Source organism: Rhodoplanes sp. SY1 (assembly GCF_046000175.1).
Taxonomy (GTDB): Bacteria; Pseudomonadota; Alphaproteobacteria; order Rhizobiales; family Xanthobacteraceae; genus Rhodoplanes.
Map to the genome: position 1 here is coordinate 75,945 of NZ_JBEOMB010000082.1, position 22,306 is coordinate 98,250.

Consider the following 22,306-nt stretch of genomic DNA (forward strand, 5'->3'; position numbering starts at 1 on the left):
TCATGCGTGACGTGCGACGTGTGCATCCCGGAGCGCCTTCGCGGGGACGAGCGGACGTCGAGTCCGGTTCATCACGATCGGAAACCGCGCGGTGCCTCACCGTCCGTCGCGGTCGCGCAGCGCCGTGCGCAGCGCGTCGGCGACGATGCCGGGCAGCGTGGTGGTGAGCACCGTTACCTTGCCGTCGAGCTCGGCGAGGCGGCGGCCGATGTCGTCGACCTTCCGCTCCATCCGCTCGATCCGCGCCTCGAGCGCCGCGACCCGGTCGCTGGTGCGCCGCGCCTCGGCGAGCACGTGACGCGTCACCAGCTTCTCGCCGTCGACCTCGCGCTCGACGATGCCGATGCGGGCCGCGAGCAGGTCGAACTCTTCTCTCGTGATCAGATCGGTCATGGGCTGGGTCATGGGGGCTCGCCGAGGGCTTGCGGGGAGGGCGCGGCGGCGACGCCATGCACCATGCGTCGCCGGCGATGCCGGTGCGACGTCGCCGGCGATCAGGGTCGTCGAGCGTTAGTAAAACGTCAACCACAGAGCGGAGCGCGGCTTGCCGGATGGCCCCGGATCGCGCAGTTTTTAGGGGTCGCGTTGACCAGGAGTAAACCATGAGCGGTTCGGACGTCACGGGTATCGCCGGCGATCAGCTGCGCACGATCATCGAGCGCATCGAGACCATCGACGAGGAGATCAAGGCGCTGAACGAGGCCAAGAAGGAGATCTTCCTCGAGGCCAAGGGCAACGGCTTCGACGTGAAGATCCTTCGCGAGGTCCTCCGCATCCGCAAGCAGGACCAGAAGGAGCGGGACGAGCGCGAGACGCTGCTCGACCTCTACCTGACGGCCATCACCAACGCGGCCACCCCGGGCGCCAAGAAGAAGGCGGCCTGACCAGTTCGGCTCGAGGCGTCTGCAGAAACGGCGAAATCCCCGGCCCGGCCGGGGATTTCTATTTTTCGGGCGCGCCTTTCGGCCGCGTGCCCCGGACGAGGCGCGGCAGGCCGCAGGCCGGATGCGCCGCAGAGCCGGGGCCCAGGAAGCGGCACGACCGGCGGCACGACCGGCCGCACGACGGGCGGCACGGCGACGACCGTGTTCGATCGCCCTGGGTCCCGGGTCGCGTCGCGCCGCGCCCGGGACACGAGCCCTCCTTCGGGGGGCGTGCGTCGGTACTCGGGTGGAGCACGCGCGGTCGCGCGAACCCCGGCCTGTCGAGCGCGTTGGCAGAGCGGTGCGGACGACCGCGCCGACTTCCGTTCACACGACAGGCGCGACCGACATGATCAAGCTCGGCTACAAGCTGATGTCCGAGGAGCACGGACCGAAGGATCTGGTCCGCAACGCGACGGTCGCCGAGGCGGCCGGCTTCGACTTCGCGGCGATCTCCGACCATTTCTTCCCGTGGCTCGACGAGCAGGGCCATGCGCCGCTCGCCTGGTCGGTGCTCGGCGCCGTCGCCCAGGCGACCGAGCGGCTCGGCCTGATGACGGCCGTGACCTGCCCGACCTTCCGGTATCATCCGGCGATCGTGGCGCAGGGTGCCGCCACCGTGGCGCTGCTCAGCGACGGCCGCTTCACGCTCGGGCTCGGCGCCGGCGAGCGGCTCAACGAGCACGTGACGGGCGCCGGATGGCCGGGCCGCGTCGAGCGGCAGGAGCGGCTCTCGGAAGCGCTCGACATCATCCAGGGGCTTCTCGACGGCACGCTGACCAATTATCGCGGCCGCCATCTGGTGCTCGACCACGCGAAGCTGTTCGACCGGCCGGACCGCAAGGTGCCGGTGGTGCTGGCGGCCGGTGGGCCGAAGGCTGCGGCGCTCGCCGGCGAGAAGGCCGACGGCCTGATGGCGACCGACGCCGATCCGGCGCTGGTCGAGGCCTACGACACGGCGGGCGGGCGGGGGCCGCGCTACTGCGAGGTCTCGGTCTGCTGGGCGCGCAGCGAGGACGAGGCGAAGCAGACGGCGCACACGTACTTCCGCTGGTCGGCGACGGGCTGGCCCGTGATGGCCGAGCTGCCGGATCCCGAAGGTTTCGCCGCAGCGAGCGAGAGCGTCACGCCCGACGACATCGCCGAGGTCGTGAGCTGCGGGCCGTCGATCGACGCGCATCTGAAGGCCATCGGCAAGTACGTCGACGCCGGCTTCGACCACATCGTGCTGACCCAGATCGGCCCGCAGCAGAAGGAGTTTTGTGACGTCTTCCGTCGCGAGCTCGCGCCCGCTCTCAGGCAGAAGCAGGCGGCGTGACGACGGGGCGCGAGCGTGCGCCACGGCGGGCCGCCCTCCGTCAGCCGCGCTTGGCGACCGGCACGTATTCGCGGCGCGTCGCGCCCGTGTAGAGCTGGCGCGGCCGGCCGATCTTCTGGCTCGGATCGGCGATCATCTCCATCCACTGGGCGATCCAGCCGGCCGTGCGGGCGAGCGAGAACACGGCCGTGAACATGGCGGGCGGGAAGCCCATCGCGCGCAGCGTCAGGCCCGAATAGTAGTCGAGATTGGGGAACAGCTTCTTCTCGACGAAATACTCGTCCGCCATGGCGGCGCGCTCGAGCTCGAGCGCCACGTCGAACAGCGGGTCGCCGCCGGTCTCGGCCAGCACCTCGCGGCAGATGTCGCGCATCAGCGCGGCGCGCGGATCGTAGCTCTTGTAGACGCGGTGGCCGAAGCCGAGCAGGCGGAACGGGTCGTCCGGATCCTTCGCCCGCGCGATGAACTCCGGGATGCGCTCCGGCTTGCCGATGGTCGCCAGCATCTTCAGCGCCGCCTCGTTGGCACCGCCGTGCGCCGGCCCCCACAGGCAGGCGACGCCGGCCGCGATGCAGGCGAAGGGGTTCGCGCCCGACGAGCCGGCGAGCCGCACCGTCGAGGTCGACGCACCCTGCTCGTTGTCGGCGTGCAGGATGAAGATCTTGTCCATGGCGCGGGCCAGCACCTCGTTGACCTGATACTCCTCGAACGGCACCGAGAAGCACATGCGCAGGAAGTTGCCGGCGTAGGAGAGGTCGTTCTTCGGGTACACGAAGGGCTGGCCGGTCGTGTACTTGTGCGCCATCGCCGCGATGGTCGGCATCTTGGCGATCATGCGGATGCAGGCGAGCATCCGCTGGTGAGGATCGGCGATGTCGGTGGAGTCGTGATAGAAGGCCGACATCGCGCCGACGCTGCCGACCATCACGGCCATCGGGTGCGAGTCGCGCCGGAAGCCCTGATAGAAGCGCACCATCTGCTCGTGCACCATGGTGTGGCGCGTGACCTTGTCGTCGAAGTCGTGCTTCTGCTTCACGGTCGGCAGCTCGCCGTAGAGCAGCAGATAACAGGTCTCCAGAAAATCGCCGCGGGCGATCAGATCCTCGACCGCGTAGCCGCGATAGAGCAGGCGGCCGGCCTCGCCGTCCACATAGGTGATCTTGGACTCGCAGGCCGCCGTCGAGGTGAAGCCGGGGTCGTAGGTGAAGAGGCCGGCCTGGCCGTAGAGCTTGCCGATGTCGACCACCTCGGGCCCGGCGGTGCCGTGCCGCAGCGGAAGCTTGAAGGTCTTGCCGTCGATCTCGAGAGTCCCGGTCTGCGCGTGCGCACCCTGGTCAGCGGCCATTTTCGAGGTCCATCCTGAACGGTTGACGGCGATACGGAAGACAAATTCGATCGTGAGACGCGGTGTGGACGCGGAAGGTCGGGGCGGGACATCTGTCGGGCGAAGAGCCGGCCCGGAGCCCGCGACCGCCGGTCGAAGCAGCCGGCATCTTACCCGCCCGCGGGCCGCTGCCAAGGTGGGAGGCAGGAGTGTCGCAGGCCGGATGCTGCGGTGCGGGAGGGGTGGAGCGGGGGCATGGCGGTGGGAACCGCGGTAGCCCGTGGCCCGCATGGAGCGAAGCGAAATGCGGGACGGGGGTGCCCGCGGCAGCGCTTTGCCTCCCGGCAACGCCCTATGATTGCTTCACCGGGACGAGTTCGAACACCGTCCCATAGGCCTCCGCAGCGCCAAGGTCGCCGCGGCGCAGCGCGAGCCGGACGGCATCGAGCTTGGTCACATCGGCCGGCGAGAGATATGGCGACCAGGCGGTATCGTCCTCGATCAGCTCGACCTCGACCTCGGCCGCGTATTTTCCGACCTGAACCAGCTTGGTCCGTTTGCGGGTCATTTCGGTCTCCGCACCTTGAGGTCCGCATCCCAACGCGCCGGATCCGGCCTGTAAGCCGTCACCAGGACGGCCGGACGCCGCTGACCGGCAGGGATGGCCCAGACAACGTTAATGGGGCGCCCATCCTGGTCCCGCTGCAGGGTCAGAACGCTCGGACCACGGTGCCGATCCCCATACTCCTCGACCGCCACCGCCTCGGCAATGCCGTCGACCACCACGGTCGCTACGATATCATCCGCCGACAGCTCGCCATAGCCGTGCTCGGAGGCGAGCCAATCGCCGGCGAGGACCAGCGTCTGGACTCGCCTCAGGATCTCGCTCATGCCGCGGCCATCCCTGCTCGGCGCAACGAGAATAGCGTAGATCGTGACCGGCAAGCACAAAAGCGAAGTGCAGGACCGGCCTCCCGGCGACGTCCGGACTCGCGGTGACGCTCACCCCGGCTGTCGCTGCGCTCCAGCCGGGCTACGATGCACGACGAACCGGGCTACGCTTGCTGTGCTAGGAGCGGCTCACCGTCCGTCGCACTCCTTCAAGACCTCGCGCATGGTGTCGGCGATCAGGCCGGGCAGGGTGGCGGCGAGGCCGGAGATCTTGCCGTCGATACTTGTAACTTTCCCGTTCAGCTCCCCGGCGACCTCCTCGACCTTCCGGCCGAGGTCGTCGAGCTTTAGTTCCATCCGGTCGAGGCGCGTCTTGATGGCCGCGAGATCGTCGGAGTTGCGGCGCGTCTCGGTGAGCACATGGCGGGTCACCATCTTCTCGCCGTCGACCTCGCGCTCGACGATGTCGACGCGTGCGGCGAGCTGCTCGAACTCGGTGCGGGTCACGTAGTCGGTCATGGTGCTCGACCTTGATAGACCTGGACGATGTTAGCCCAATGCCGACAACTCTTCTAGAAGTTGTAACGCGAAGCCGCCCCCGAGTATCGTTTGGTTCGTCCTGGGCTACGAAGACGCTCACTCCGCCGCCTGCGCGCCCTTCCGCCGCCGTCCGTTCCCCGCGGCGGCCGCGCCGCGCCCCGTCGCTGTCGCACCGGTCGAGACCGGCTTGCGCTCCAGCACCGGCTTCAAAAACTGCCCCGTGTAACTCCGCTTCTCCTTGATCACGTCCTCGGGCGTTCCCACCGCGACGATCTCGCCGCCCCCGTCGCCGCCTTCGGGGCCGAGGTCGATGATCCAGTCGGCGGTCTTGATCACCTCGAGATTGTGCTCGATCACGGCGACCGTGTTGCCCTGGGCGACCAGCTCGTGCAGCACTTCCAAGAGCTTCTCGACGTCCTGGAAGTGCAGGCCCGTCGTCGGCTCGTCGAGGATATACAGGGTGCGGCCCGTCGCGCGCTTGCTCAGCTCCTTGGCGAGTTTCACGCGTTGCGCCTCACCACCTGACAGCGTGGTCGCCTGCTGGCCAATTTTTATGTAGTCCAGCCCGACGCGATGCAGCGTCTTGAGAGTCTCGCGCACCCGCGGCACCGCCTTGAAGAACTCGGCGCCTTCCTCGACCGTCATGTCGAGCACGTCGGCGATCGACTTGCCCTTGAACGTGACGTCGAGCGTCTCGCGATTGTAACGCTTGCCCTTGCACACATCGCAGGTGACGTAGACGTCCGGCAGAAAGTGCATCTCGATCTTGATCACGCCGTCGCCCTGGCAGGCCTCGCAGCGGCCGCCCTTGACGTTGAACGAGAAGCGCCCGGGCTCGTAGCCGCGCGCCTTCGCCTCCGGCAGCCCGGCGAACCACTCGCGGATCGGCGTGAACGCGCCCGTGTAGGTGGCCGGGTTCGAGCGCGGCGTGCGGCCGATCGGCGACTGGTCGATGTCGATGATCTTGTCGATGTGCTCCAGCCCCTCGATGCGCTCGTGCGGGGCAGGGGCCTCGGCGGCCCCGTGCAGCTTTCGGGCGACGGCCTTGAACAGCGTATCGATTAGCAGCGTCGACTTTCCGCCGCCCGAGACGCCGGTGATGCAGGTAAACAGGCCGAGCGGGATGTCGGCCGAGACGTTTTTCAGGTTGTTGCCGCGCGCTCCGACGACGCGCACGACGCGCCGGGAGTCCGGCCCCCGGCGCGGCGGGATCGGGATCGATCGCGCGCCGGTGAGGTACTGGCCCGTCACCGACTTCGGGTCGGCCATCAGCTGGTCCGGCGTGCCCTGCGAGACGATCTTTCCGCCGTGGATGCCAGCGCCGGGACCGATGTCGAGCACCCAGTCGGCGGTGCGGATCGCGTCCTCGTCGTGCTCGACCACGATCACGGTGTTGCCGAGGTCGCGAAGTCGCTTGAGTGTCTCGATCAGCCGCGCGTTGTCGCGCTGGTGCAGGCCGATCGACGGCTCGTCCAGCACGTAGAGGACGCCGGTGAGGCCGGAGCCGATCTGCGAGGCGAGCCTGATGCGCTGGCTCTCGCCGCCCGACAGCGTGCCGGAGGCGCGCGCCAGCGTCAGATAGTCGAGGCCCACGTCGTTGAGGAAGGCGAGGCGCTCGCGGATCTCCTTGAGAATGCGGGTGGCGATCTCGATCTGCTTGGCGTTGAGCTTGTTCGGCAGGGCCGCGAACCACGCGCCGGCGCGCCGCACCGAGAGGGCCGACACCTCGCCGATATGCAGGCCGTCGACCTTCACGGCCATGGCCTCGGGCTTCAGCCGGTGACCGTCACACGAGGCGCACGGGATGGCGGTGAAATATTTCGAGATCTCCTCGCGCGCCCACTCGCTGTCGGTCTCGCGCCAGCGCCGTTCCAGATTGTTGACGACGCCCTCGAACGGCTTGTGGGTCGTGTAGGCCCGCATGCCGTCGTCGTAGACGAACTTGATCTCGTCCTCGCCGGAGCCGTACAGGATCGCCTCCTGGGCGCGCTTGGGCAAATCCTTCCACGGCGTGTCGAGCGTGAAGCGGTAGTGCTTCGCCAAGGCCTCGAGCGTCTGCCCGTAATAGGGGGACGACGACTTCGCCCATGGCGCGACGGCGCCGCGCTTGAGCGACACGCCGCGGTCCGGCACCACGAGGTCGGGGTCGATCTTCTGGTCGAGGCCGAGGCCGCCGCAGGCCGGGCAGGCGCCGTGCGGCGAGTTGAACGAGAACAGCCGCGGCTCGATCTCGGAGATCGTGAAGCCCGACACCGGGCAGGCGAACTTTTCGGAGAACACCAGCCGGTTGGCGTCCGAGGCCGCGGCCGCGGCGAGCTTGGTCGTCTTGGCGTCGCCGCTCTTGGCCGGCGCCTCGGCCGCGTCCTTCGAGACGGCGCTTCGCGCCTCCTCAGGACGAGGGGAAAGGGCCTTCTTGCCGCGCTTCCCGTCGCTCCCACCCCGCCCCTCATCCTGAGGAGCGCTCGAAGAGCGCGTCTCGAAGGATGCGGCCACCGGCAGTGCAGCGGGCGGCTTGTCCGCGAACTCCACCACGGCGATGCCGTCGGCGAGCTTAAGCGCCGTCTCGAAGGATTCGGCGAGCCTCGTCGCGATGTCGGGGCGCACGACGATGCGGTCCACCACCACGTCGATGTCGTGCTTGAACTTCTTGTCGAGCGCTGGCGCCGCGGCGATCTCGTGGTAGGCGCCGTCGATCTTGACCCGCTGAAAGCCCTTCTTGAGGAGCTCGGCCAGCTCCTTCTTGTACTCGCCCTTGCGGCCGCGCACGAGCGGCGCCAGCAGATAGAGCCGCGTCCCCTCCGGCAGCGCCATCACCCGGTCGACCATCTGCGACACGGTCTGGCTCTCGATCGGCAGGCCGGTCGCCGGCGAGTAGGGCACGCCGACCCGCGCCCACAGGAGGCGCATGTAGTCGTAGATCTCGGTGACGGTGCCGACCGTCGAGCGCGGGTTCTTGGAGGTGGTCTTCTGCTCGATCGAGATGGCGGGCGAGAGGCCGTCGATCTGGTCGACGTCCGGCTTCTGCATCATCTCGAGGAACTGGCGCGCATAGGCCGACAGCGACTCGACGTAGCGGCGCTGCCCCTCGGCATAGATGGTGTCGAAGGCGAGCGACGATTTTCCCGAGCCCGACAGGCCGGTGAAGACGACGAGCTTGTCGCGCGGCAGGTCGACGTCGACGTTCTTGAGGTTGTGCTCGCGGGCGCCGCGGATGGAGATCACCCGCCCGTCGGGGCGGCGCGGCTTGTCGAACAGATCGGCCATCGGTCACCGGGTTCGGTCAGTGTCGGGCGGTACGGAACCCGGCCCACGGGGGTGGAGACGTTCACGCGAGGATCTGCACGCTGCGACGTGCAGGATATGGTGCGCGAAGCCCGGGTCGGAAGGCCGGCCGTCGCGCCGCGCACCAGAACTTAATGAGAACGGAGCGGTTTCGCCAGCACCCCGGCGGTTGTCAACAGCGATCGCATTCGACGGCGATACGATCGCGCCGCCGGCGCGGTCCAGCGGTGGTTCATTGGGGCGGGCCCCCCGAAACAGCCCCCCGAAACAGCAGAAGCCCCGAACCGAGGTTCGGGGCTCCCACTGGGACCGGAGCAGCCGTCAGAGCGCGGCGATCAGTAGCGCGCGCCGCCGAAGCGGTAGTTCAGGCCGACCTTGGCGGTGTGGATGCCGGGCAGGTCGTGGCTGAAGCAGAACGGGTTCGCCGTCGGCCCGACGGCCGTGCCGCAGCTGGTTTCGGTCTCGTCGAGGCCGATAAACATGTACTCGGCCTTGATGCTCCAGTTCATGTCGAACGCATACTCGAGGCCGCCGCCGACCGTCCAGGTTGCCTTGGTGGAACTGCCACCGGCATTGACTGTCCACGGGCTGCAAGTCCCGGTCGTGCATCCGTCAACCACCGACCACTCGGTATCCACAAAGGCCACGCCGCCCTTGACATAGATGAGCGCGCGATCAAACGCGTAGCCGAGCCGGCCAGTGATCATGCCGTACCAGTCACCGATCTTGCTGCTCGCAACGGTGTCCAAGCCAAGGCCAGCGGCGTTCCGCGCAACGGGATCGATAGCGGACCCCGAGATGCTCATGTAGCCAATCTCGCCTTCGAGGCCGAGCACCCACGGCGAACCGACCGGCTGCCAGTTACAGCCCACCGTGCCGCCACCGATGAAGCTCGAATCGTGCTTGTACGACCAGCCATGATCGTAAAAGTTATTGTAGGCCGAATTGGCGAAGCCGTTCGCGACGCCCGACACACCGTAGTCGTAAGCGGCAGCGTCGTTTCCAGCCCACGCGCCGCCGACGTAGCCGCCGATGTAGCAGCCAGTCCACGAGAACACCGGAGCGATGACCGGAGGAGCTTTCACGGGCATCCGAAGGTCGGCGGCGCTCGCAGTCCCGGCGATCGCGATCAGAGCGACCGTACCCAGCAGAAGCTTCTTCATGGAGAACCCCCCTCTCATTGAAGCGATGCCGTACCGTATCGCGATTCAGGTTGTGGATGGTGACATTTACGCCACAACCTCGAGTGCATCGATTGTTGACCGTGCACTCATACGGCTAGCCCGCCGGGTCGCACTGAAAGAACAAGAATCTCATCGGGACAAGACTTTGGGGATCGGCGATACCGATTGGACTAGGCGCGGCGACCGAGCCCGACCGGGCGTCGATCGTTCCGCAGGCGCCAGGCGCCACCGAAATGTTCGCGGCCTGCCGCGGCTGCGACACCACCATCCGGGACCGGTCTCGCGAAAAGGCCCCGGGCGTGCCCGGGGCCTTGGTTCCGTCGTGGCGGTTCGGTGTCGCGGAGCGGGGCGTGGCGACCCTTCGGGATCGGGACGTTCGGTGTCGCGAAGCTCCGCGGCGCCGCCGGTCAGTAGCGCGCGACCAGCGGGGCGCCGCCGCCGAAGCGGTAGTTGAGGCCGACCTTGGCGGTGTGGATGCCGCCGATGTCGTTGCTGAAGCAGGTGGTCGTCGGCACGACGACCCCGCCTCCGCACAGCGTCTGGGTCTCGTCGAGGCCGATATACATGTACTCGGCCTTGATGCTCCAGTTCATGTCGAAGGCCCACTCGATGCCGCCGCCGACCGTCCAAGTCGCGATGGTGTCCGAGACGGCGCCGGCGAAAGCCGCGGCCGGCCCGCCCGGAACGGTAGCCGGGAAGGTGGCGCCGATCGCGGTCTCGACGTCGACGAACGCGACGCCGCCCTTCACGTAGATCATCGCCCGGTCCCACGAATAGCCGAGCCGGCCCGTGACCATCGAGTACCAGTCGCCGACCTTGGTCGACGACACGATCGAACCGAGGGCCGGAGGGATCGTCGGGTCGAAAGCGGAGCTTTCGAGGCTGATGTATCCGACTTCGCCCTCCAGGCCGAGCACGAAAGGCGAGCCCGCGGGCTGCCAGTTGCAGCCCAGCGTGCCGCCACCGATGAAACTCGAGTCGCTGCTGTAGCCGTAGGCGCGCGTCGGGAACCCAACGACCGTGCTGTAGGTGGTGTTGACGTTGTCGTCGGCGCTCCACGCGCCGCCGGCGAAGCCGCCGATGTAGCAGCCGGTCCACGAGAACACCGGAGCGACGACCGGCGGTGCTTTGACCGGCATCCGGGCCGGCAGGTCGGCGGCTTGTGCCATGGCGCCCGTCGCCAGGATCGCCGCCGTCGCGAGAAGGAGCTTCTTCATGATGACCCCCCGTTGGTTGGTATCGATGAAGAAAGCTTAGGACGAATACGCATCCCGAGGGTGACATAAAGGCAACAAGACATTCCGTTACTTAAAAGAAAAAGCCGTCGAATACCACCGCGAGACAATCGCCTTTGTTCGTTGGCCGACATTTAGGTTATTAATTACCTCGATAACAGTTTCGACGTCTCCGTGTTCGAACACGTGGGCCGGCGAGTCGCGTGGCCGCAGCGGACGAAGCAGGACGTGACCCGCCGATGATCTGGACAGCCGTTTCGGGTGCCCAGGACGGCGAGGAGGGATCTTCATCGACCGGCAGGGAACGCGTGACTCGGCAGGGGTGATGCGTGGACCGGCTCCGGCGACCCGCGATCCGCTCCGGTCGGCGGGCCCGTGCGGCGGCCGTCCCGAACAGCAAAAAGCCCCGGGTTTCCCCGGGGCTTCCGCTCGACAGAATGTCGAAAGGCTCAGTACTTCGCGACGACCGGAGCGCCGAAGCCGCCGAAGCGGTAGTTCAGGCCGACCTTGGCGGTGTGGATGCCGCCGACGTCCTGCGAGAAGCAGCCGCGAGCAAGCGTCGACACGCATCCCGTGTGGGTCTCGTCGAGGCCGATATACATGTACTCGGCCTTGATGCTCCAGTTCATGTCGAAGGCCCACTCAAGGCCGCCGCCGACCGTCCAGGTAGCCACGGTATCGCTGAGCGAGATCGAGCCCGTCGGGATCGTGTAGGTGCTCTCGACGTCGACGAAGGCCACGCCGCCCTTCACGTAGAGCAGGGCGCGATCCCACGAGTAGCCGAGACGGCCGGTGATCATGCCGTACCAGTCGCCGGCCTTGCTCGAGGCATAGTAGCCGGCTCCCGCGATAGGATCGTAGGCCGAGCCTTCGAGGCTCAGATAGCCGACTTCGCCCTCGAGGCCGAGCACGAACGGCGAGCCGACCGGCTGCCAGTTGCAGCCCAGCGTGCCGCCGCCGATGAAGCTCGAGTCGACATTGTAGGCGTAGCCCGGAAACGACGTCGCGACGCCCGAGGTGTAGGGATACGCGGTCGCGTCATCGGCCGACCACGCGCCACCGACGTAGCCGCCGATGTAGCAGCCGGTCCACGAGAACACCGGAGCGATGACCGGCGGCGCCTTCACCGGCATGCGCGCCGGCAGGTCCGCGGCCGAAGCAGCGCCGGCAAAGCCGAACGCAACAACAGTAGCGAGCAGGATCTTCTTCATAAACGGCCCCTCCTTCCGAGAAGAAACACCGAAGTCCCGAGGCGGAAACTAGGAGGAATCGCCAGGGCCGTGGTGACAATTATGCCACAGCGTCGGGGAACGTGGAGTTGTGGCAGCTTTGTGGCATTCCTATTCGGGTTAAGCCATGCCACGATCCGGCTCGGCGTCGCCCCGATCCAGGGTGCATGAACGTCCTGAAATGCCGCATGAAGTCACCTCCGTGTGGGTTCGTTTCGAGGCAGCCGCGCGGCGCCTGGCTGCGTGTTCGGCTCCCGGTTCGGCCACCGTGTTCACGCTCCCGTGATCGTTCACGCTCCCGTGATCGGATGCCGCGTTGCGGTGCTGCAAGGGTGCCCCGGCTTGCCTCAGCAACAGCGTGGCGCTAAAAGAACATACGAGGAACATCGACGTGTGGACAAGCCGCGTCGCCGGCTTGTTGCGGTGTCGATAAAGGGTAGGGTGTGGCGCGCTCCGCGACGCGCCCGGCCCGTCTGTGGCCGGCGGCGTCCCATATGGTTCCAAGGCGAAGCGTCGTAAGGAGTGGAGAGGCGCATGGCGGGTTCGGTCAACAAAGTCATTCTCATCGGCAATCTCGGGGCCGACCCGGAGATTCGCCGCACCCAGGACGGACGCCCGATCGCCAACCTGCGCATCGCGACGTCGGAGACCTGGCGCGACAAGGCGTCCGGCGAACGGCGCGAGAAGACCGAGTGGCATCGCGTGGTCATCTTCAACGAGGGGCTCTGCCGGGTGGCCGAGCAGTACTTGAAGAAGGGCGCGAAGGTTTACATCGAAGGCGCTCTCCAGACGCGGAAATGGCAGGATCAGTCCGGCCAGGACCGGTACTCGACCGAGGTCGTTCTGCAGGGCTTCAACTCGGTGCTGACGATGCTCGACGGCCGTGGCGAGGGCGGCGGCGGTGGCGGCGGCTACGAGCAGGGCGGCGACGACTTCGGCGCCAGCGGTCCCGCGCCGAGCCGCGAGCGCCGGCCGGCGCCGGCCGCCTCGTCGCGCCGCGACGATCTCGACGACGACATCCCGTTCTGAGACGAGTCGGACCCGAGGCGGCGCGGCATGCGCCCCGCCTGGTCGGTCCGAACAGACGATGCTCTCCGGACGGACTGCGGTGAGCTGAGCCGATGACACCGGAGGACGCCGGTGCCGGCCTCCGGTGCGGCACCGCGCGCGCCACCATCGCAGGGTGGTGTCGGAACTGACGGATGCATCCTGGATTGGCCCCGGACAGAGGGGGCGCGACCCCGCGCCTTCGTCCAGACGAGGCCGACCCGATGCGAAAACTGCTGCTTCTCACCACCGTGCTGGCGCTCTCCGGCACGCCGTCCATCGCCCAGCAGCTCGGCAACCCCGCCGGCCCGGGGCCCGTGCCGCCCACCACCGGCAACCAGCCGGCGCCGCCCGCCGGAACCCTGGGGCAGGGCCAGACCGCCCAACCGGGCCACCAGCAGGGTGGCATGCCGCACGCCGGGCAAACGACCGGCCAGGCTCAGACGACGGGCCAGAGCCAGACGACCGGCGCCGCGCCGGCCGGCACGGCCGGCGTGTCGACCGCCGATTTTGTCCGCCGGGCGGCGCTCGGCGACATGTTCGAGATCCAGTCGAGCCAGCTCGCCCGCGAGAAGGCGGACCGCGAAGGGCGCGCTTTCTCCAACACGATGATCCAGGCCCACACCAAGACCTCGAACGAGCTGAAGAGCCTCGTCCAGAGCGGCAAGGTGCAGGCGGAGGTGCCGACCGGGCTCGATCAGGCGCACACCCAGAAGCTCGAGCAGCTGCGCGGGCTCTCCGGCGACGCGTTCGAGAAGGCCTACCAGCAGATGCAGGTGCAGGCCCATCAGGACGCCGTGGCGCTGTTCACCTCCTATGCGCAGAGCGGCGACAATGCCGAGCTGAAGCAGTGGGCCGAGAAGACGCTGCCGGAGCTGAAGCAGCATCTCGGCATGGCCGAGAAGCTCGACTGATCGCGCTCCCGCCCGGCTGCTCGCCCCGCGATGACGGGGCGAAACGCCGCGGCCAAAAATCCGGCCGCCGCGTCGTCGCGGCGGGAACCGGGAGGTACAAACGCCACTTCCTCCGGCAGCGAGGGATCGCGGCGGGCCGCGACGGCGGGCAGCGACTCCCGAATTCATCGGAGGGACCACATGACCGATCTTTCTCAGGCCCGGCCGCGGCCGACGCGCGACTACAACATCTACGTGCTGTTCGTCGCCGGGCTCGCATTCGTGCTGTTTGCGCTGTGGAGCCGTGGTCCGGGCGTGGGCGACATGCCCACCGCGGCGTCGGTCGGGGCGGTGCTCGGCACCGCGTCCCAGCGGGCCGAGGCGTCGTCCGGCGCCGCGACAGCTCCGATCCCGACCGCCGAGTTCGTCCAGAAGGCCGCGATCGGCAACCTGTTCGAGATCGAGACGAGCCGGATCGCCCGCGCCAAGACCAATCCGGGCGAGCTCGACTTCGCCGACCAGATGATCCTCGCCCACCTCAAGACCGCGGACGAACTGCGCGGCCTGCGGGAGAGCGCCAAGATCGATGCGACTCTGCCGACCGACCTCGATGCCGCCCACCGGGCCAAGGTCGATCAGCTCCGTGCCCTGGACGGCGCGGCGTTCCGGGACGCCTATATCAAGATGCAGCGTGATGCTCACCGCGACGCCGTGGCGCTGTTCCAGGCCTATGCTCGGAGCGGCGACAATCCCGAGCTGAAGCAGTGGGCCGACACCACGCTGCCCGCGCTCAAGCATCACCTCGACATGGCGCAGGCGTTGAACTGACGGTCTCGTGTCTCGGCCGGCCCGGTGCAGTCGCCGGGTCGGCGGCTCCCGGCGTGGCCCGAAACGTGCTCTCCTGATTTGGGCGTGACGCTTCCGAGTCTCCGTGCGCAGTCGCCGGCGGGGCGTCAAGACCGCGCCCGAGGAGCCCGGAATGCCGAGACTCGCGACCGCCCTCCTGCAGGGCCTGAAGGACCACGGTGCCCGCGAGCTGTTCGGCATCCCGGGCGATTTCGTCCTGCCGTTCTTCAAGATCGTCGAGGAGACGGCGATCCTGCCGTGCTTCACGTTGAGCCACGAGCCGGCCGTCGGCTTCGCGGCGGACGCGGCGGCGCGCTACCGGTCCGGTATCGGGGTCGCGGTGGTCACCTACGGGGCGGGGGCGTTCAACGTCGTCAACGCGGTCGCCGGCGCCTATGCGGAGCGCTCGCCCGTCGTCGTCGTCGCGGGCGCACCGGGGGCGCGCGAGCGGGCGAGCGGCCTGTTGCTGCATCACCAGGCGCGCAGTGTCGACACCCAATTCGCGGTGTTCCGCGAGATCACCTGCGACCAGGCCGTGCTCGACGATCCGGCGACCGCGCCGCACGAGATCGCCCGGGTGCTGCGGAGCGCCCGCGAGCGCTCGCTGCCCGTCTATATCGAGCTGCCGCGCGACATGGTCGACGTGGAGGTCGCGCCCGTGCCGGTGCTGCCGCCGCGCCCCGCGGAGGCCGACGCGCTCGCCGAATGCGCGGCCGAGATCGTCGCGCTGCTCGGCCGTGCGGCGTCGCCCGTGATCGTCGTCGACGTCGAGGTCCGCCGCTACGGCATCGAGGCCGCCGTGGCGACACTGGCGCGCCGGCTCGGCATCCCGGTGGTGACGACCTTCATGGGACGGGGCCTGCTGCAGCAGGCGCCCGACGTGCTGCGCGGGACGTATCTGGGCAGTGCCGGCGACCCCGCCGTGACCCGCCTGGTCGAGGATGCCGACGCCCTCCTGCTTCTCGGCGTGATCCTGTGCGACACCAATTTCGCGCTGTCGGAGAAGCGCTTCGACTGGCGCCACACGGTGCTGGCGATCGACCGGAGCGTGCGGGTCGGCCATCACGTCTATCCGGACCTGCCGATCGAGGACTTGGTCACGGCGCTGCTCGGCCGCACCGAAGGAGACGTCGCCCCGAAGCCGCGGAGCCTGCCGCCCTTCGAGGCTTATCCCCGCGGCCTCGTCGCCGACGACCGGCCGCTCGCCCCCACCGACATCGCGACCGCCCTCAACGATCTGTTCGACCGCCACGGCCCGATGCCGATGGCCTCCGACATCGGCGACTGCCTGTTCACGGCCATGGAGATCGACAACACGGCGCTGGCCGCGCCCGGCTACTACGCCGGCATGGGGTTCGGCGTGCCGGCCGGCATCGGGGTCGCGGCGGCGACCGGGACGCGGCCGCTGATCCTGGTCGGCGACGGCGCCTTCCAGATGACCGGCTGGGAGCTGGGCAACTGCCGGCGCTACGGCCTCGATCCGATCGTGATTGTTTTCAACAATGCGAGCTGGGAGATGCTCCGGGTCTTTCAACCGGAATCGAAGTTCAACGACCTGTCCGACTGGACTTTCGCGGCGGCTGCGCCGTCGCTCGGCGGCCATGGTGAGCGGGTCTCGACCCGCAAGGATCTCGCCGCCGCGCTGGAGCGCGCCGTCGCCCGCCGCGGCGTCTTCTCGCTGATCGAGGCGATGATCCCGCGCGGGGTGACGTCGCGCACGCTCGCCCGCTTCGTCTCGGGCCTGAAGAGCGCGCGGGACCGGCAGGCCGGTTAGTGGCAGCGCCTTAGCCCGCGTGGAGCGCAGCGGAACGCGGGATTGCCCCGACCGAACCTCCCGCGACGACCCCGCATTCCGCTGCGCTCCATGCGGGCTACGGGTGACGTGCCACGGGATCCGGCGGGCGCCTTCTCACCCCCACACGGCCTTGGCCCCGTCGATCACGTATTGCACGGCGAGCGCGGCCAAAAGCACCCCGAGCAGGCGCGACAGCACGACATTGCCGGTGATGCCGAGGAACCGCGACAGCCGTCCGGCGAAGCGGAACACCAGGAGGCAGAGCGCGCAGACGACGACGATCACGCCGATCAGCAGGCCGAGCCGGGCGAGGCTGCCGGCCTGGCCGGCGAGCAGGATCGCGGCCGTGAGGGCGCCGGGGCCGGCCATCAGCGGGATCGCCAGCGGGAAGGCGGCGACGTGGCGGACCCGCTCCTCGATCGCCTGCTCGGCCTCGCGCGACTGCCGCTCGATGCGCACCCCCAGGACCATCTCGGAGGCGACGGCGAACAACAGGAGCCCGCCGGCGATCCGGAAGGCCGGCAGGCCGATGCCGAGATGGTGCAGCAGCCACTCACCGGCGAGCGCCGCCCCGACCAGCACCACGACGGCGATCAGCGTCGCGCGGAGACCCACCCGCGTGCGCGCCGCCGCCGGCAGCCCCTCAGTGACGGCCAGAAAGGCCGGCGCGAGCCCGAGCGGATCGACCACCACGAACAGCGTGACGGCCGCGGAGAGGAGAAAATCGAGATCCATTTAGTGCCGTACTCGGCGCCGGAGTGTACCTGATGAGATTCGCCGGTGAAGTTGCGAGAAGATCTATTAGCATGAAGGGATGACGAATCATCTTGAATTTTCCATTCCGAGCGCCGCCGGGGACGCTATTAATTTTAGCCTCCATAATGGCGATGTCCTGTACCTGCTTGGTGCTAACGGCACCGGCAAATCTAGCCTAATTTCGCTCTTGTTTGGACAGCACCAAGCCGTTGCTCGACGTATCTCAGCTCATCGGCAAACGTGGTTTGAGTCCAACACATTGGATATGACACCCCGGAACCGCGAGGATCTAGAGCGCAACTACAGAAGTCAGGATGCTCAGCTTCATGCTCGCTATCGAGAGTGGAATCCATCTGGTCGCGCCGGTATGGCCATTTTTGATCTAATCGATGCCGACGCTATGCAGGAGCGTAAAATTGCAAGATTAGTAAGGGAGAGAAATCTTGAGGTCGCGCAGGAGGAGGCTCGAAATCCCTCTCCGATTCAGATCATTAACGAGCTTGTGCGCTTATCGAATTTGAGCATAGAGATCAGCGTTGAAGCTGGGCAAAAGGTAGTTGCTCAGAAGAATGGGGGTGATAAATACAGTGTAGCTGAACTCTCGGATGGAGAGCGCAATGCATTTCTTATAGCAGCCGATGTGCTCACGGCGAAATCAAATTCTTTAATTTTAGTCGACGAGCCTGAGCGTCATTTGCACCGATCCATCATTTCCCCCTTATTGAGATATCTTTTCGGTTATCGTAATGATTGTGTTTTTGTTGTCTCGACTCACGAGCTCGCATTGCCTCTCGATACGCCTGCCGCATCTGTTCTTCTGGTGCGGGGTTGTGTTTACCACGGACAGAGGGTGACCGCCTGGAGTGCAGATTTGTTGCCTCCGGGAGCGGGAATAGACGATGACTTAAAGAGTGACATTTTAGGATCTCGCCGGAAGATGGTTTTCGTAGAGGGCACAAAAAGCAGTTTGGATGCGCCGTTTTACAATATTGTATTTCCGGATGTTTCAATCGTGCCAAAGGAAAGCTGTCGGGATGTAGAGTATTCTGTTCGCGGTCTGCGAGGTGCTGACGAGGTGCATTGGATTGCTGTCTGGGGTATAGTTGATAATGACCAGCGGGCACCCGAAGATATTGCGCGTTTGAGGCAGGCGGGCGTGTGGGCGCTACCATATTATTCTGTAGAGTCGCTTTATTATCATCCCTTTTTAATTGCGAAGATTGCGGCGCGCCAAGCTGATTTGTTAGGCGAAGACCCCGGCGTGCTCGGTGCCGCGGCGGTCCAAGCGGCCGTAAATGCCGCTAGTATTAAGCGAGATCACCTTGTTGAGGATGCCGTTCTTCGGGTGGTGCGGAAAAAAATCCTTAGTGAATTGCCGAATCGCTCGCATCTACGAGCAGAAGTCTCCCTAATTAAGGTCGAGGTAGACGTTCAGTCTCTTCGCGCGACAGAAGGAGAACGCTTCGATGCCTTGATTTCTGCGAACAATTGGGAAGGTTTGTTAACGAGATATCCCCTCCGTAAAAGTTCGGCATTCGATCGTGTTGTGGAAGGTCTTAAGATGAAAGACCGTGGCGCATTCCAAGCTGCTGTGCTCAAACTGTTGCAGGATGATGCTTGTGCTTTGGAAAGTATAAGGAGCCTTTTCGGAGGATTGTACGCCGAGGTCAATGGTTAGGCTCAAGACAACACGCTCGGCTCGCAGTGAGGGTGGGAATGGTGCGGTGCGCCCCAGGGTAGCGCGGCTTGATAACCTCAGGAAATCTGGTTGGTGGCGTTGCAGGGGACAAGGGATCAATCGCGCCTCTCGCGCGGCCGTCCGGCCGCATCGCGTCACAGGATTGTCGCCCGAACCGCGTGCGCCCCAGCTAAACGCTTATAAACAAAGCGAAAGATATCGGTGCGCCGCGTCCCGCAGAACTGGCTTTCGCAGCCGCGATGGACTATCTAGAGGGCAACGGATTCGCCGGGATTCTCCGCACTTGGCCGACAACGACACACCCCCGCCGGGCAGCACGGGTCCGACCGGGCCTTCGAGCCCATCGGACATTCGCCCCGTCTCCATCTCCGACGAGATGAAGCGCGCCTATCTCGATTACGCGATGAGCGTGATCGTGTCGCGCGCGCTCCCCGATGCGCGCGACGGGCTCAAGCCCGTACATCGCCGCATCCTCTACTCGATGCACGAGCAGGGGCATCTGCCGGACCGCAAGTACGTCAAGTCGGCGCGCGTCGTCGGCGACGTCATGGGTAAGTATCACCCGCACGGCGACTCGGCGATCTACGACGCGCTGGTGCGCATGGCGCAGGACTTCTCCATGCGCCTGCCGCTGATCGACGGGCAGGGGAACTTCGGCTCGGTCGACGGCGATCCGGCGGCGGCCATGCGCTACACCGAGTGCCGGCTCGCCCGGCCGGCGATGGCGCTGCTCGAGGACATCGACAAGGACACGGTCGACTTCCGGCCGAACTACGACGGCAACGAGCAGGAGCCGTCGGTGCTGCCGGCGCGCTTCCCGAACCTCCTGGTCAACGGGGCGGGCGGCATCGCGGTCGGCATGGCGACCAACATCCCGCCGCACAATCTCGGCGAGGTGATCGACGCCGCCGTCGCCCTGATCGAGGATCCGGCGCTCGGCATCGAGGACCTGATCAAGATCGTGCCGGGGCCGGACTTTCCGACCGGCGGCGTGATCCTGGGCCGGGCCGGAATTCGGTCGGCCTTCCACACCGGCCGCGGCTCGATCGTGATGCGTGGCAAGGCCGAGATCGAGACGATCCGCAAGGAGCGCGAGGCGATCATCGTCACCGAGATTCCCTACCAGGTGAACAAGGCCACCATGGTGGAGAAGATCGCCGAATTGGTGCGGGAGAAGCGCATCGAGGGCATCGCGGATCTGCGCGACGAAAGCGATCGCGACGGCTACCGGGTGGTGATCGAGCTCAAGCGCGACGCCGTCGCCGACGTGGTGCTCAACCAGCTCTATCGCTTCACCCCGCTGCAATCGACCTTCGGCTGCAACATGGTGGCGCTCGACGGCGGCCGCCCGCAGGTGATGTCGCTCAAGGACCTCCTCAACGCGTTCATCGCGTTCCGCGAGGAGGTGGTGAAGCGGCGCACCAAGTTCCTGCTCGGCAAGGCGCGCGATCGCGCCCATGTGCTGGTCGGCCTCGCCGTCGCGGTCGCCAATATCGACGAGGTGATCCGCCTGATCCGCGCCTCGCGCGACGCCAACGAGGCGCGCGAGGCCCTGATGGGGCGCGACTGGCCGGCCGCCGACGTGCTGCCGCTGATCGAGCTGATCGACGACCCGCGCCACAAGGTGCAGGAGGACGGCACGTTCCGGCTCTCCGAGGCGCAGGCGCGCGCGATCCTGGATCTGCGCCTGCAGCGACTCACCGCGCTGGGTCGCGACGAGATCAAGGACGAGCTCGACAAGCTCGCCGCCGAGATCACCGACTATCTCGACATTCTCAGGTCGCGGGCCCGCATCCAGTCGATCGTGAAGACCGAGATGCTGGAGGTCCGCGAGAAATACGCGACGCCGCGCCGAACCGTCATCCTCGACCAGGATGGCGAGATGGAGGACGAGGACCTCATCCAGCGCGAGGACATGGTCGTCACCGTCTCGCATCTCGGCTACGTCAAGCGGGTGCCGCTGTCGACCTACCGGGCGCAGCGCCGCGGCGGCAAGGGCCGCTCCGGCATGCAGACCCGCGAGGAGGATTTCGTCGCCCGACTGTTCGTCGCCTCGACCCACACGCCGGTGCTGTTCTTCTCGTCGCGCGGCCGGGTCTACAAGGAGAAGGTGTGGCGGCTGCCGCTCGCCGCGCCGAACGCCCGCGGCAAGGCGATGATCAACCTGCTGCCGCTCGAGCAGGACGAGCGCATCACCACCATCATGCCGCTGCCCGAGGACGAGACGACCTGGGCCGAGCTCGACGTGATGTTCGCCACGACCTCGGGCACGGTGCGGCGGAACAAGCTCTCCGACTTCTCCGACGTGCGCCGCTCCGGCATCATCGCCATGAAGCTCGACGCCGACACGGGCCACGAGGGCGAGGCGATCGTCGACGTGCAGATCTGCACCGAGCGCGACGACGTGCTGCTCACCACCGCGATCGGCCAGTGCATCCGCTTCCCCGTCACCGACGTGCGCGTCTTCTCCGGCCGCACCTCGATGGGCGTGCGCGGCATCGCGCTCGACCGCGACGACAAGGTGATCTCGCTGTCGATCCTGCGCCATGTCGACGCGAGCGGCGAAGAGCGCGAGGCCTATCTCAAGCGCGCCATGGCGGTGCGCCGCGGCACCGACGCCGAGGCCGACGCCGAGGCGGGCGCGCCCGAGGAGGGCGAGGAGACGAGCGGCGCCGACATTCAGCTCGGCGAGGAGCGCTACGTCGCGCTGTCGGCGGCCGAGCAGTTCGTCCTCACCGTGTCGGAGCGCGGCTTCGGCAAGCGCACCTCGTCCTACGAGTACCGGATCACGGGCCGCGGCGGCAAAGGCATCGTCGCCATGGACAACCGCACCCGCGCCGGAATCCGGCCGCGCATCGGCAAGCTCGTCGCGTCGTTCCCGGTGGAGGAGAGCGACCAGCTCATGCTGGTCACCGACGGCGGCCAGCTCATCCGCTGCGGCGTGTCGGAGATCTCGATCAAGGGCCGCTCGACCCAGGGCGTGATCGTGTTCGACACGGCCGAGGGCGAGCGCGTCGTCTCGGTCGAGCGCCTCTCCGAAGGCGAGGCCGAGGAGAACGGCGAGAACGGCAACGGCAACGGCAACGGACACGGCAACGGAAACGGCACCGGCGGCTGATCTCCCGTGTCCCGGGCGCGACGCGCCGCGAACCGGGACCCAGGGGCGATCATCCGAGGCGGTTGTCGGGCTGCCCGTCGCACGACCCCTCGTGTGGACCGTCGTGTGGCCCGTCGTGCCGCCCGTCGTGCCGCCCCTGGGCCCCGGCTCTGCGGCGCATCGGGCCTTCGGCCCGACGCGCCTCGTCCGGGGCACGCAGCCTCATACGGTGAGAGCTGCATCATCC

General features: G+C 67.0%; 18 protein-coding genes. 8 read left to right on the plus strand and 10 right to left on the minus strand.

Annotated features, from left to right (window positions below; all coding sequences use genetic code 11):
* Positions 1-96 precede the first annotated feature (96 nt).
* Positions 97-405: a hypothetical protein gene (locus ABTU92_RS20360; protein ID WP_408093454.1), complete on the minus strand. Its 309-nt coding sequence runs from the start codon at positions 403-405 to the stop codon at positions 97-99.
* A gap of 197 nt (positions 406-602) precedes the next feature.
* On the opposite strand from ABTU92_RS20360, the gene ABTU92_RS20365 reads away from it, so the two are divergent.
* Both ABTU92_RS20365 and ABTU92_RS20370 read left to right on the plus strand, forming a co-directional pair.
* Complete coding sequence (locus tag ABTU92_RS20365) at positions 603-884, plus strand: DUF2312 domain-containing protein (protein ID WP_408093455.1); 282 nt, start codon at positions 603-605, stop codon at positions 882-884.
* A 388-nt stretch (positions 885-1,272) separates the two neighbouring features.
* Positions 1,273-2,241, plus strand: a complete 969-nt coding sequence (locus ABTU92_RS20370; protein WP_408093456.1) for a TIGR03557 family F420-dependent LLM class oxidoreductase — start codon at positions 1,273-1,275, stop codon at positions 2,239-2,241.
* Between the two features lie 40 nt (positions 2,242-2,281).
* On the opposite strand, the gene gltA is transcribed toward ABTU92_RS20370, so the two are convergent.
* The 8 genes from gltA to ABTU92_RS20410 all read right to left on the minus strand — a co-directional run bounded on the left by gltA (position 2,282) and on the right by ABTU92_RS20410 (position 11,908).
* A complete protein-coding gene (gltA, locus tag ABTU92_RS20375; RefSeq protein WP_408093457.1) occupies positions 2,282-3,586 on the minus strand; it encodes a citrate synthase in 1,305 nt (434 codons plus the stop codon).
* A gap of 331 nt (positions 3,587-3,917) precedes the next feature.
* Complete coding sequence (locus ABTU92_RS20380) at positions 3,918-4,133, minus strand: hypothetical protein (protein WP_408093458.1); 216 nt, start codon at positions 4,131-4,133, stop codon at positions 3,918-3,920.
* Positions 4,130-4,456: a DUF4258 domain-containing protein gene (locus tag ABTU92_RS20385; protein ID WP_408093459.1), complete on the minus strand. Its 327-nt coding sequence runs from the start codon at positions 4,454-4,456 to the stop codon at positions 4,130-4,132. Before ABTU92_RS20385 ends, ABTU92_RS20380 begins: the two co-directional genes overlap by 4 nt.
* 189 nt (positions 4,457-4,645) lie before the next feature.
* A complete protein-coding gene (locus ABTU92_RS20390) occupies positions 4,646-4,975 on the minus strand; it encodes a hypothetical protein (protein WP_408093460.1) in 330 nt (109 codons plus the stop codon).
* Positions 4,976-5,092: 117 nt separating this feature from the next.
* On the minus strand, positions 5,093-8,260 hold the full coding sequence (gene uvrA / locus ABTU92_RS20395) for an excinuclease ABC subunit UvrA (protein ID WP_408093461.1): 3,168 nt from the start codon (positions 8,258-8,260) through the stop codon (positions 5,093-5,095).
* 353 nt (positions 8,261-8,613) lie between these two features.
* On the minus strand, positions 8,614-9,441 hold the full coding sequence (locus ABTU92_RS20400) for an outer membrane protein (RefSeq protein WP_408093462.1): 828 nt from the start codon (positions 9,439-9,441) through the stop codon (positions 8,614-8,616).
* 428 nt (positions 9,442-9,869) lie between these two features.
* Positions 9,870-10,679 (minus strand): outer membrane protein, encoded by an 810-nt coding sequence (locus ABTU92_RS20405; protein ID WP_408093463.1) that lies wholly within the window; start codon positions 10,677-10,679, stop codon positions 9,870-9,872.
* 467 nt (positions 10,680-11,146) lie between these two features.
* Complete coding sequence (locus tag ABTU92_RS20410) at positions 11,147-11,908, minus strand: outer membrane protein (RefSeq protein ID WP_408093464.1); 762 nt, start codon at positions 11,906-11,908, stop codon at positions 11,147-11,149.
* A gap of 552 nt (positions 11,909-12,460) precedes the next feature.
* Between ABTU92_RS20410 and ABTU92_RS20415 the strand changes: the two genes are divergently transcribed.
* The 4 genes from ABTU92_RS20415 to ipdC all read left to right on the plus strand — a co-directional run bounded on the left by ABTU92_RS20415 (position 12,461) and on the right by ipdC (position 16,486).
* Positions 12,461-12,955 (plus strand): single-stranded DNA-binding protein, encoded by a 495-nt coding sequence (locus ABTU92_RS20415; protein ID WP_408093465.1) that lies wholly within the window; start codon positions 12,461-12,463, stop codon positions 12,953-12,955.
* A gap of 242 nt (positions 12,956-13,197) precedes the next feature.
* Positions 13,198-13,887, plus strand: a complete 690-nt coding sequence (locus ABTU92_RS20420; protein ID WP_408093466.1) for a DUF4142 domain-containing protein — start codon at positions 13,198-13,200, stop codon at positions 13,885-13,887.
* Between the two features lie 180 nt (positions 13,888-14,067).
* Complete coding sequence (locus ABTU92_RS20425; RefSeq protein ID WP_408093467.1) at positions 14,068-14,694, plus strand: DUF4142 domain-containing protein; 627 nt, start codon at positions 14,068-14,070, stop codon at positions 14,692-14,694.
* A 151-nt stretch (positions 14,695-14,845) separates the two neighbouring features.
* A complete protein-coding gene (gene ipdC / locus ABTU92_RS20430) occupies positions 14,846-16,486 on the plus strand; it encodes an indolepyruvate/phenylpyruvate decarboxylase (protein ID WP_408093468.1) in 1,641 nt (546 codons plus the stop codon).
* A gap of 135 nt (positions 16,487-16,621) precedes the next feature.
* On the opposite strand, the gene ABTU92_RS20435 is transcribed toward ipdC, so the two are convergent.
* Positions 16,622-17,242 (minus strand): MarC family protein, encoded by a 621-nt coding sequence (locus ABTU92_RS20435; RefSeq protein ID WP_408093469.1) that lies wholly within the window; start codon positions 17,240-17,242, stop codon positions 16,622-16,624.
* Positions 17,243-17,321: 79 nt separating this feature from the next.
* Between ABTU92_RS20435 and ABTU92_RS20440 the strand changes: the two genes are divergently transcribed.
* Together ABTU92_RS20440 and gyrA are read left to right on the plus strand one after the other, a co-directional pair.
* On the plus strand, positions 17,322-18,941 hold the full coding sequence (locus ABTU92_RS20440) for an AAA family ATPase (protein WP_408093470.1): 1,620 nt from the start codon (positions 17,322-17,324) through the stop codon (positions 18,939-18,941).
* Positions 18,942-19,338: 397 nt separating this feature from the next.
* Positions 19,339-22,080 (plus strand): DNA gyrase subunit A, encoded by a 2,742-nt coding sequence (gyrA, locus tag ABTU92_RS20445; protein WP_408093471.1) that lies wholly within the window; start codon positions 19,339-19,341, stop codon positions 22,078-22,080.
* The last annotated feature ends 226 nt before the right edge of the window (positions 22,081-22,306 follow it).

What these genes read in the sequence shown, in the direction of transcription:
- ABTU92_RS20360 (WP_408093454.1), bottom strand. Translation starts at nt 405, where the DNA reads ATGACCCAGCCCATGACCGATCTGATCACGAGAGAAGAGTTCGACCTG.
- ABTU92_RS20365 (WP_408093455.1), top strand. Translation starts at nt 603, where the DNA reads ATGAGCGGTTCGGACGTCACGGGTATCGCCGGCGATCAGCTGCGCACG.
- ABTU92_RS20370 (WP_408093456.1), top strand. Translation starts at nt 1,273, where the DNA reads ATGATCAAGCTCGGCTACAAGCTGATGTCCGAGGAGCACGGACCGAAG.
- gltA (WP_408093457.1), bottom strand. Translation starts at nt 3,586, where the DNA reads ATGGCCGCTGACCAGGGTGCGCACGCGCAGACCGGGACTCTCGAGATC.
- ABTU92_RS20380 (WP_408093458.1), bottom strand. Translation starts at nt 4,133, where the DNA reads ATGACCCGCAAACGGACCAAGCTGGTTCAGGTCGGAAAATACGCGGCC.
- ABTU92_RS20385 (WP_408093459.1), bottom strand. Translation starts at nt 4,456, where the DNA reads ATGAGCGAGATCCTGAGGCGAGTCCAGACGCTGGTCCTCGCCGGCGAT.
- ABTU92_RS20390 (WP_408093460.1), bottom strand. Translation starts at nt 4,975, where the DNA reads ATGACCGACTACGTGACCCGCACCGAGTTCGAGCAGCTCGCCGCACGC.
- uvrA (WP_408093461.1), bottom strand. Translation starts at nt 8,260, where the DNA reads ATGGCCGATCTGTTCGACAAGCCGCGCCGCCCCGACGGGCGGGTGATC.
- ABTU92_RS20400 (WP_408093462.1), bottom strand. Translation starts at nt 9,441, where the DNA reads ATGAAGAAGCTTCTGCTGGGTACGGTCGCTCTGATCGCGATCGCCGGG.
- ABTU92_RS20405 (WP_408093463.1), bottom strand. Translation starts at nt 10,679, where the DNA reads ATGAAGAAGCTCCTTCTCGCGACGGCGGCGATCCTGGCGACGGGCGCC.
- ABTU92_RS20410 (WP_408093464.1), bottom strand. Translation starts at nt 11,908, where the DNA reads ATGAAGAAGATCCTGCTCGCTACTGTTGTTGCGTTCGGCTTTGCCGGC.
- ABTU92_RS20415 (WP_408093465.1), top strand. Translation starts at nt 12,461, where the DNA reads ATGGCGGGTTCGGTCAACAAAGTCATTCTCATCGGCAATCTCGGGGCC.
- ABTU92_RS20420 (WP_408093466.1), top strand. Translation starts at nt 13,198, where the DNA reads ATGCGAAAACTGCTGCTTCTCACCACCGTGCTGGCGCTCTCCGGCACG.
- ABTU92_RS20425 (WP_408093467.1), top strand. Translation starts at nt 14,068, where the DNA reads ATGACCGATCTTTCTCAGGCCCGGCCGCGGCCGACGCGCGACTACAAC.
- ipdC (WP_408093468.1), top strand. Translation starts at nt 14,846, where the DNA reads ATGCCGAGACTCGCGACCGCCCTCCTGCAGGGCCTGAAGGACCACGGT.
- ABTU92_RS20435 (WP_408093469.1), bottom strand. Translation starts at nt 17,242, where the DNA reads ATGGATCTCGATTTTCTCCTCTCCGCGGCCGTCACGCTGTTCGTGGTG.
- ABTU92_RS20440 (WP_408093470.1), top strand. Translation starts at nt 17,322, where the DNA reads ATGACGAATCATCTTGAATTTTCCATTCCGAGCGCCGCCGGGGACGCT.
- gyrA (WP_408093471.1), top strand. Translation starts at nt 19,339, where the DNA reads ATGAAGCGCGCCTATCTCGATTACGCGATGAGCGTGATCGTGTCGCGC.